General features: G+C 56.3%; 12 protein-coding genes. 1 reads left to right on the top strand and 11 read right to left on the bottom strand.

The annotated features are described in order from the left end of the window. The 11 genes from P8O11_RS03650 to rplO all read right to left on the bottom strand — a co-directional run. On the bottom strand, positions 1-396 hold a 396-nt coding region (locus tag P8O11_RS03650), incomplete at its 3' end, for a S4 domain-containing protein (RefSeq protein ID WP_367186829.1). Then, on the bottom strand, positions 393-770 hold the full coding sequence (crcB, locus tag P8O11_RS03655) for a fluoride efflux transporter CrcB (RefSeq protein WP_273498420.1): 378 nt from the start codon (positions 768-770) through the stop codon (positions 393-395). The genes crcB and P8O11_RS03650, both read right to left, overlap by 4 nt. A gap of 31 nt (positions 771-801) precedes the next feature. Beyond that, complete coding sequence (locus P8O11_RS03660; RefSeq protein ID WP_300291757.1) at positions 802-2,127, bottom strand: replication-associated recombination protein A; 1,326 nt, start codon at positions 2,125-2,127, stop codon at positions 802-804. Position 2,128: 1 nt separating this feature from the next. Continuing rightward, entirely contained in the window at positions 2,129-3,508 is a 1,380-nt protein-coding gene (locus P8O11_RS03665) for a trypsin-like peptidase domain-containing protein (RefSeq protein WP_300291759.1), read from the bottom strand. A gap of 115 nt (positions 3,509-3,623) precedes the next feature. Next, on the bottom strand, positions 3,624-4,043 hold the full coding sequence (rplQ, locus tag P8O11_RS03670; protein ID WP_300291761.1) for a 50S ribosomal protein L17: 420 nt from the start codon (positions 4,041-4,043) through the stop codon (positions 3,624-3,626). 132 nt (positions 4,044-4,175) lie between these two features. Beyond that, entirely contained in the window at positions 4,176-5,192 is a 1,017-nt protein-coding gene (locus tag P8O11_RS03675; RefSeq protein ID WP_273485827.1) for a DNA-directed RNA polymerase subunit alpha, read from the bottom strand. A 109-nt stretch (positions 5,193-5,301) separates the two neighbouring features. Further along, on the bottom strand, positions 5,302-5,691 hold the full coding sequence (gene rpsK, locus P8O11_RS03680) for a 30S ribosomal protein S11 (protein WP_089887410.1): 390 nt from the start codon (positions 5,689-5,691) through the stop codon (positions 5,302-5,304). Between the two features lie 15 nt (positions 5,692-5,706). Further along, positions 5,707-6,075 carry a 30S ribosomal protein S13 gene (rpsM, locus tag P8O11_RS03685; protein WP_300291768.1) on the bottom strand — a complete coding sequence of 123 codons (369 nt, stop codon included), beginning with the start codon at positions 6,073-6,075 and terminating at the stop codon, positions 5,707-5,709. Positions 6,076-6,285: 210 nt separating this feature from the next. Then, positions 6,286-6,861 carry an adenylate kinase gene (locus tag P8O11_RS03690; protein WP_300291770.1) on the bottom strand — a complete coding sequence of 192 codons (576 nt, stop codon included), beginning with the start codon at positions 6,859-6,861 and terminating at the stop codon, positions 6,286-6,288. Continuing rightward, positions 6,858-8,228: a preprotein translocase subunit SecY gene (secY, locus tag P8O11_RS03695; protein WP_300291772.1), complete on the bottom strand. Its 1,371-nt coding sequence runs from the start codon at positions 8,226-8,228 to the stop codon at positions 6,858-6,860. The genes P8O11_RS03690 and secY overlap by 4 nt, the downstream gene beginning before the upstream one ends. A 109-nt stretch (positions 8,229-8,337) precedes the next feature. After that, entirely contained in the window at positions 8,338-8,811 is a 474-nt protein-coding gene (gene rplO, locus P8O11_RS03700; protein WP_300291774.1) for a 50S ribosomal protein L15, read from the bottom strand. A 417-nt stretch (positions 8,812-9,228) separates the two neighbouring features. On the opposite strand from rplO, the gene P8O11_RS03705 reads away from it, so the two are divergent. Further along, positions 9,229-9,647, top strand: a 419-nt coding sequence (locus P8O11_RS03705) for a DEAD/DEAH box helicase (RefSeq protein WP_300291776.1), incomplete at its 3' end; no start/stop codon positions are given.

Consider the following 9,647-nt stretch of genomic DNA (forward strand, 5'->3'; position numbering starts at 1 on the left):
AAAACCGAACTTCAAAGCCTCGGCCAACCCGTCGACATGCTTCAGCTGCTTTGAGCCACCCTGCGTCGGAAGCCCTGTCGGCTTGTTCAGAACGATCATCTGATCGTCTTTATACATCACGCAAGACTGGATCATATTGGCGTCAGCCGCCGAAATTTTGCTCGGTGGCTCATATTCAGGCGCGGGCGTTTCAGGCAGCGGCGGTATGCGCACATTCTGGCCCTCTTCAACGCGGGTCGATGTCTTCACCCGCCCACCTTCAACACGCAAGTCACCCTTACGGCACATCTTTTCGATCTGCCCCTGCTTGAGCATCGGAAAGCGCCGCTTCAACCAGCGGTCCAGACGCTGGTCGCCTTCGCCAGCCTCTACAGTAATCATTTGAACGCCGCTCATTGGAGGGCTCCTTTCATAAGGGTCATACCCGCAAACAGCGCGCCGATTGAGAACACCACAGACACCGCAACATATCCCGCCGCCGCGCCGACCTGTCCCCGCTCATAGAGCGTGACGGCATCAAGCGAAAACGCCGAAAACGTCGTAAAGCCGCCAAGCAGCCCCGTCATCAACAAAGGCGCCAAGCGGGTCGCATCCTTCTGGGCCAAAAGCACAACAAGTGCACCCATCGCAAGGCTGCCAAGAACATTGACCACCAAAGTCGCCCAAGGAAAGCCATGACCCAAGAGCCTAACAGCCCCCACGCCGACCAAGTAACGCGCGCTCGCGCCAAGGGCCCCGCCAAGAGCTACATGTAAAAGTGATGTCAACATGGGCGGTCTGTCTCAGGGGCGCGCCCCTTTGTCAAGTTTTGCCAGCTTTTTGCCGCGAAAGCCGCTGTTTTGCGAACCAATCGACCCGCTTTTTGAGCTCGCGTTCAAAGCCGCGCTCAACAGGCTGATACAGCACAGGCCGCTTCATAGCCTCGGGGAAGTAGTTTTGCCCCGAGAATCCGTTTTCCGCATCATGGTCATAGGCGTAGCCCGCGCCATAGCCCTGATCCGACATAAGCGATGTGGGCGCATTGAGGATATGCTTGGGGGGCGGCTCACTGCCTGTGCGCTTGGCTTCCTTGCGCGCCCCCTTGTAAGCGACGTAAGCCGCGTTAGATTTTGGCGCGAGGGCCAGATAAATCACCGCTTGCGCCAGCGCCAGTTCCCCTTCTGGGCTCCCAAGGCGCTCATAAGTCTGCCAGCTTTGCAAACAAACATCCTGCGCCTGCATATCGGCCAGCCCGATGTCTTCCACCGCCATGCGCGTCAGGCGTCGCGCCAGAAACCGTGGGTCTTCGCCGCCCTCCAGCATCCGCGCAAACCAATAGAGCGCAGCGTCTGGGTCCGATCCGCGCACAGATTTGTGCAGTGCAGAAATCAGGTTGTAGTGCTCATCGCCTGATTTGTCGTATTTCGCCGCCCGTCGCATCAGCCGCTTGGCCAGCGCCTCGCGGTCAAGCTTCCTCGTAAGGCTCCACGCATTGACTTGCTCAATCAAGCCAAGCAAGGCCCGCCCATCGCCATCAGCCATCTCAAGCAATGCCTCACGCGCATGGCCATCAAGCGGCAAGGCACGTCCCAACTCCTTCTCGGCGCGCTGTGCAAGCTTCTCAAGATCAGCCAGCCCCAAGCGCTCCAGAACCAAAACCTGCGCCCGCGACAGCAAAGCCGCATTCAGCTCAAAGCTCGGGTTTTCGGTTGTCGCACCGACAAGCAGGATCGTACCGTCCTCCATGAAGGGCAAAAAGCCGTCCTGCTGGGCTTTATTGAATCGATGGATTTCATCTACAAACAGAAGCGTACCCTGTCCGTTGGCGTGTCTGTGCTTGGCCGCCTCAAAGACTTTCTTCAAGTCCGCAACACCCGAGAAGATTGCGCTGATCTGAACAAAATGCAGATCGGTTTCATCCGCCAAAAGCCGCGCGATCGTCGTCTTGCCCACACCAGGCGGCCCCCAAAAGACAAGCGAGGTCAGCGTGCCTGACGCCAGCATGACCGTCAGCGGTGCATCAGGGCCGATAACTTTTGGCTGACCGATCACCTCGCTCAGCGCCTTGGGGCGCAGCTTGTCTGCCAAGGGGCGTGGCCCTGCTTTCGCTCTGCCGCCCTCGGGCGCGCTGTCAAACAGATCCGCCATCTCAGAGCCTGAAATTGAGCTGAAGCGGTTTACCGCCCCGCACAATAAGCAAACCGAGCCAGCGGCCAGAGGCTTCAAGCTTTCGCAGCGCCTCCCCCGTGTCAGAGACCCGTGCGCCGTTGATCTCGGCAATCACATCCCCCGCGCGCAAACCTGCACGTGCGCCATAAGGCCCCGTTTCGGCCACAACCACACCATCGGAAGACAAAGGCAAACCAAACTGCGCCAAAACCCTCGGATTGATATTGATCAACGTTACCTCAGGCATCGGCGTCTCAACGCCTGTCACCACAGGCGCGCGCTCAGGCACATCTGGCGCGCTCATCAATGTGACAGCACGGCTGTCGATCTCCTGCTCACGGAAAAATGTAACCTTCACATCTTCACCAATCCCGACAACGCTCATTCGAAAGATCATCTCAGACGGCGTATTCACAGCCTGCTCATCAACTGACAGAATAACATCCCCCGCCGCGATCCCTGCCTTAAAGAACGGGCTCTCGCGGTGCATCTCAGTGATCATAATCCCGCTTGGAACCCTAAGCCCAATGCTCTCCGCGATATCGCCGTCCACAATTTGTCCGTTGATCCCCGCCCAAGGCCGCTCAAAACGCGTGTTGCCCGCCTCGGACTGCTCCATAAACGCCTCCACAAGCTTCGCAGGGATCGCAAATCCGATACCATTTGAGCCACCCGAGCGGCTCACAATTCGCGTATTCACGCCAATCAAAGCGCCGTTCACATCAATCAAAGCCCCGCCCGAATTGCCCGGATTGATCGGCGCATCTGTCTGGATGAAATACCCCCGTGCCGAGCCCATCGCCCCGCCAGAACGCGCCAATCCCGACACAATCCCCGAGCTGACAGTCTGCCCAACGCCAAACGGGTTCCCGATCGCCAGAACCAGTTCACCAACATCGACAGTATCACTGTCACGCAAGCTGAGATGCGGCATGCCACTCGCGTCCTCAAGCTGCAAAAGCGCCAGGTCGCTTTCCTCATCGGCAAGAACAACCCGCGCATCAAATTCTCTTCGGTCATTGAGCACCACGCGAATATCTGTCGCCTCACCCACCACATGATAGTTTGAAACCACATACCCGTCGCTCGACAGGATGACGCCCGAGCCAAGCGAATTTTGGACCCGCGGCTTCAGCTCACCAAAGTTACGAAACATATCGGCGAAGAGCGGATCATTCTGAAACGGACTAGACCGCGTCTGCACCACGCGCTTGACGTATATATTCACAACAGCCGGCGCGGCCGCCTTCACCAGCGGCGCAAATCCAAGGCTGATCTCGGCTTGGCTTGCGGGCACGCGCGTTTCGGCCAGCAGAGGCGCCGCTCCCAAAGCGAAGATCATCACAAAAAGTCTTAACATCGGCAGGCTCCTTCTTGCCCCATGATATGCGAAGCCGCGGGACAGATTGCAAGCGCGCACAAAAAAAGCCCCCTGCTCTCGCAAGGGGCTTCTTCATGCGCAATTGCGCAAATTCTTATTCGTCGGCAGCTTCTTCAGCGGCCACGCGGGCTTTGTCGTTTGCGCCCTTGGCGTTAACGTCGCGCTCGACGAATTCGATGATCGCCATCGGCGCCATGTCACCATAGCGGAAGCCCGCTTTCATGATGCGCACATAGCCGCCTTGACGGTCTTTGTAGCGTGGGCCGAGGATTTCGAAAAGTTTCGCAACATAAGCATCTTGCTTGAGCTGGCTTGCAGCCTGACGGCGCGCGTGCAGATCGCCGCGCTTGCCAAGCGTGATCAGCTTTTCGATGATCGGACGCAGCTCTTTTGCTTTTGGCAAAGTTGTTTTGATTTGCTCATGTTCGATAAGCGAGCCTGCCATGTTTGCAAAGAGCGCCTTGCGGTGCTCATGTGTGCGGTTCAGGCGGCGGTATCCACGTGCGTGACGCATAGTCTTCTCCTAAATGTGCTCTCTACGAGCGTTTTTGCTTTGTCTGGCGGCCGATGCGTGTCAGCCGCTCTCCTTGGGGCGGTATGCCCAGTTGTGAGCAAGGTGCGCAGCCAGTGCGCACCCTACTAAGTCTTAAAAGGCGTCTTCGAATTTCTTTGCCAGATCTTCGATATTGTCTGGTGGCCAGTCTTCTACGTCCATGCCGAGGTGCAAGCCCATGCCCGAAAGCACTTCCTTGATCTCGTTCAGCGACTTGCGGCCAAAGTTTGGCGTGCGCAGCATTTCGGCTTCGGTTTTCTGGATCAGATCGCCGATGTAAACGATGTTGTCGTTCTTCAGGCAGTTTGCCGAACGAACAGACAGTTCCAGCTCGTCCACTTTCTTCAGGAGAAGTGGGTTGAACTCGAGACCATCGTCTTCTTCCTGACGGCCAGCGGCCTCAGGCTCATCAAAGTTCACGAAGATAGAAAGCTGGTCTTGCAAGATGCGTGCAGCATAAGCCATCGCGTCATCAGGCGTTACTGAGCCGTCCGTTTCGATTTTCATCGTGAGTTTATCATAGTCCAGAACCTGGCCTTCACGTGTGGGCTGAACGTCATAGCTGACACGCTTCACAGGTGAGAAAATCGCATCGATCGGCATCAGTCCGATAGGTGCGTCTTCTGGCTTGTTCTTATCCGCAGCCACATAGCCTTTGCCAGTATTGACAGTCAGCTCCATGTAGAGATCGGCGCCATCATCAAGGTGGCAGATCACGTGGTCACGGTTCAGGATTTCGATGCCAGCGCTGTCGGAAATGTCACCAGCAGTGACAACACCTGGGCCTTTGGCATTGATAGAAACACGCTTTGGCCCTTCGACGTCCATACGAACGGCGACGCCTTTGAGATTCAAGACGATGTCGGTGACGTCTTCACGCACACCAGCAACACTTGAGAACTCGTGCAATACGTTGTCGATCTGTACCGACGTAATGGCCGCGCCTTGCAGCGAGCTCATCAGAATACGGCGCAGGGCGTTGCCGAGCGTCAGACCAAAGCCGCGCTCAAGCGGCTCTGCAACCAGCGTCGCCTGACGCGACGGGTCGTTGCCTGGCTTTACATCAAGCTGTGTCGGCTTGATCAGTTCCTGCCAATTCTTATGGATCATGCGTCCCTCCATTCCTGCGTGTTGTCCCATGTCCTAAAGACACACGCGCCCGAGGCTAAAATGACGTTATGGGGCCGCGCAGAATGCACAGCCCCAAAGAGTAGATTGCTTATACGCGGCGACGCTTTGGTGGGCGGCAGCCGTTGTGTGCCATAGGCGTCACGTCACGGATCGACGTGATGTTGAAGCCAACAGCCGCCAACGCACGGAGCGCTGATTCACGGCCAGAGCCTGGGCCCTGAACTTCAACTTCAAGCGTCTTGACGCCGTGCTCTTGTGCCTTGCGGCCTGCATCTTCAGCAGCCATCTGCGCCGCATAGGGCGTAGATTTACGTGAGCCTTTAAAGCCCATTGTGCCTGAAGAAGACCATGCAATTGCGTTGCCTTGAACATCCGAGATCAGGATCTTGGTGTTGTTGAAGGACGAGTTAACATGCGCCACACCTGTGGCGATGTTCTTGGAGACCTTACGCTTGGTGCGTTTTGTATCACGTGCCATTGATTAAACCCTCCCTTATTTCTTCTTGCCGGCGATTGCTTTCGCCGGGCCTTTGCGGGTGCGCGCATTGGTATGCGTGCGCTGACCACGAACAGGCAAGTTGCGGCGGTGACGAAGACCACGGTATGAGCCAAGGTCCATTGCGCGCTTGATGTTCATGGATGTCTCACGGCGAAGATCGCCTTCAACCATGTAGTTCGCATCAATGTGCTCACGCACGGCCAGCACTTCGGCGTCTGACAGCTCGTTGATGCGACGGCTGGCTTCAATGCCAACAGCTTCGCAGATGGCTTTGGCAGAAGTGTTACCAATACCAGTGATATATGTGAGGGCGATCGGGACCCGTTTATTGGTCGGGATATTTACGCCGGCGATACGTGCCATACGTCTTTTGTCCTTTCGTTGCGGGTCCGTAATTCCAGACCCTTTTTTCACAACGTAGGCCCGAAGCATTTGCTCGGGCCGCAGCTGAATTCGAGGTGATGCGATTCGACCTGGGGGCGACCCAAACCAGAATCAAACTCAATCAAGAGATAGGGCGTCTTAGGAGTGTTTCAGTGGGGCGTCAACCCCTCTGAAAGCTCTAAACCCGACTTACGCCAAAGCCTTCGCAATATCAGCCTTAACAGCCTCAATCTCGCCAAGTCCATCAACAGATGTCAGCTGGCCTTTAGCATAGTAATAGCCAATCAGCGGAGCTGTCTGTTTGTAGTATGCCATGAGGCGAACCTTGAGGCTTTCGGCGTTGTCGTCCGCGCGCGCTTCGCCGCCAGCGGCGACAGCTTCGGCAGCACGGTTGAGGATACGCTCGACGAGCACCTCATCATTGACCTGCATTTCGATCACAACATCAAGGCTCTCGCCTTTCTCGTCGAGAAGATCCGCCAAAGCGTCAGCCTGAGGCAAAGTGCGTGGGAAGCCATCAAAAATGAAGCCGCCCTTTTTATCGCCTTCAAGCTTCTCGCGAATGAGGCCAATCACGATCTCGTCGGTGACAAGTTCGCCCGCATCCATGATCGCGGCAACTTTTTTACCCATCTCGGTGCCCGAAGTCTTCGCCTCACGAAGCATGTCGCCTGTCGAGAGCTGAATCATATTGCGCTCTTCAACAAGTTTTCCTGCTTGCGTGCCTTTTCCGGCTCCGGGTGGTCCGAGTAGGATAATATTCATCGCCGTGTAGTCCCTTTACGTTTGCGCTTCCGGCCCTTGCCAGAAAGCTGCGATCTTTCGATCAAACCTTCATATTGGTGCGCAAGCAAGTGGCTCTGCACTTGCTGGATTGTGTCCATTGTCACAGACACAACAATCAGCACCGATGTGCCGCCAAAATAGAACGGAATTGTGAATTGACCACGCAGAAACTCAGGAAGGAGACAAACTGCCGCAAGGTAAGCCGCACCAAGCACCAGAACACGGTTCACGACATACTCCAGATACTCCGCCGTTTTCTTGCCGGGGCGCACACCGGGGACAAAGCCGGACTGGTTCTTGAGATTGTCCGCAACCTCATCAGGCTTGAAGCTCACATTGAACGTATAAAAATACGCGAAGAACACGATCATGCCCGCAAAGAACAAAAGGTAAAGCGGCTGGCCTGGGCCAAAGAACGCCAAGAGCCAAGACATCACAGGGCCAGTTGACCCTTGTGCGCTGAACGTACTGATCGTCGTTGGAAGCAAAAGAAGCGAGCTCGCGAAGATCGCAGGAATAACGCCCGCAGGGTTTACCTTAACGGGCAAGTGGCTTGAGCCGCCGTCATACATCTTCATGCCAACTTGGCGGCGCGGATATTGAATATGGATCTTGCGCAGGGCGCGCTCCATGAACACCACAAACATAATCGTGCCAACAACCATCAGGATCACAGCAATAAGAACTGCCGGGCTGATTGCGCCAGAGCGACCTTGGCTAAAGAACTGCGCCAAAGCAGCAGGCACTTCAGCAATGATACCAACGAAAATAATAAGTGAAATCCCGTTGCCAATCCCGCGAGCAGTGATCTGCTCACCGAGCCACATCAGGAACATCGTGCCGCCGATCAGCGTCACCATGCAAGAGGTCACAAAGAACCAATAGGGCAGATCCGGCTGCACAAGATCGCCGCCAAAAATACTCACAGCAAGCCCGTAGGACTGCAGAGTTGCCAGAGCAACTGTCCCGAAGCGCGTGTATTGGTTGATTTTTTTGCGGCCCTGTTCGCCCTCTTTCTTCAACTGCTCCAATGCAGGAACCATCGACGTCAGAAGCTGAACAATAATGCTCGCGGAGATATAAGGCATAATTCCGAGTGCAAAGATGCCCATCCGTCCGAGCGCACCGCCCGTAAACATCGAGACCATCCCGCCGATGCCCTGCCCGGCCTGCTCCATAAACTCGCGCAGCGCCGCGCCGTCGATGCCCGGTACGGGAATAAACGTGCCAAGGCGATAAACGATCAGCAAACCAAGGGTGAAAAGGATACGCGAGCGCAGATCAGAAGCTTTAAAAAGCGTCCCCCAGCTCGTGTTGGCGGCCATTTGTTCTGCGGCGGATACCATTAGGGTCTCTCTTATGCATGAACGCCGCCTGCGCATTTTCCAAGCACAGGCGGCGTTTTGGGAAAACTTGTAAGGGTATGTAAGGCGCTTAGGCGCGCCTCACAACCTCTTATTCTGCCGCTGCCGCGACCGTTACCTTGAGTGAGCCACCTGCTTTTTCAACTGCGTCGATCGCAGCTTTAGAAGCGCCTGTGACTTCGAGGTTCAACTTGGCAGTGATCTCGCCCTTCGCCAGAACGCGCACACCGTCGAGCACGCGGCGCACGAGGCCGCTTGCAACGAGTGCTTCTTCTGTGATGGCCGCTGATGCATCAATCTTCTTCTCGTCCACAAATTTCTGGATGAGGCCAAGGTTGATAACAGCAAATTTCTTACGGTTTGGCTTGTTGAAGCCACGCTTTGGCAAGCGTTGGTAGAGCGGCATTTGGCCGCCTTCAAAGCCTTTGATCGCCACACCTGAACGTGACTTTTGACCCTTGATACCACGGCCACCGGTCTTACCAGTGCCGGAGCCTGGACCACGGCCAATACGTTTGCGGGCTTTTGTTGCGCCAGCGTTGTCGCGCAGTTCGTGAAGTTTCATGTCGCTTCTCCTAGCCGGAAGCGCCCCCGAAGCGGTAATGGGCGAACACGGCGTTTCTTGATTTTGATTCTGCGGCCAGCACTGGCCACTCGCGGCGTATAGACATATCGACGTCACAGTGCAAGCCTCGAACGGCTAGCCCACCCGACCCCATTGACATATCCCTTCCCTTCCCCCATATCCTCCTCAGCACAAGTCGAGCCCGCCGCGTGAGCGGGCCGCGCATCATGGCGCTGATCGGCGTGCAAATTTCCCAACGGTTCCCATCTCACGCGGGGGGTCACACGCTTTAGGCGGGTGGTAGCAATTCGGCTGCATCTGGCTTTCAGCGTCACCCAAGCGTAACGCGTGGCCCCTTATCGGGTGTCTGCGCCCTTTGCGCGCGCATTTGCGCACCACACTATAAGGATATCCATTTTGGATTTTGACATGCTGGGCCTACCCGCCCGCCTTTCGACAAACTTGCAAGAGCTCGGCCTCACAGAGCCGACCCCCATTCAGGCCAAAGCCATCCCTCACGCCATGAACGGTCGTGACGTGCTCGGCCTCGCCCAGACGGGCACAGGCAAGACAGCCGCCTTTTCCCTTCCCATCCTCACAGCCATTGGCCGTATGGAAGGCAAGCCTGAGCCCAAGTCCGTGCGCGGCCTTATCCTTGCGCCAACGCGTGAGCTGGCCAAACAAATTCAGGAAGCGATGATCGGCTTTGCCAAAGGCACGGGGACGCGGATCAACCTCGTGATCGGCGGCGCGTCTCTCAACGTGCAGGCCAACAAGCTTGAACGCGGCACAGACATCCTCGTTGCCACCCCCGGCCGCCTGCTTGATCTGATCGA

The sequence above is a fragment of the Lentibacter sp. genome (assembly GCF_029254145.1).
In the GTDB taxonomy this organism is placed as follows: domain Bacteria; phylum Pseudomonadota; class Alphaproteobacteria; order Rhodobacterales; family Rhodobacteraceae; genus Lentibacter.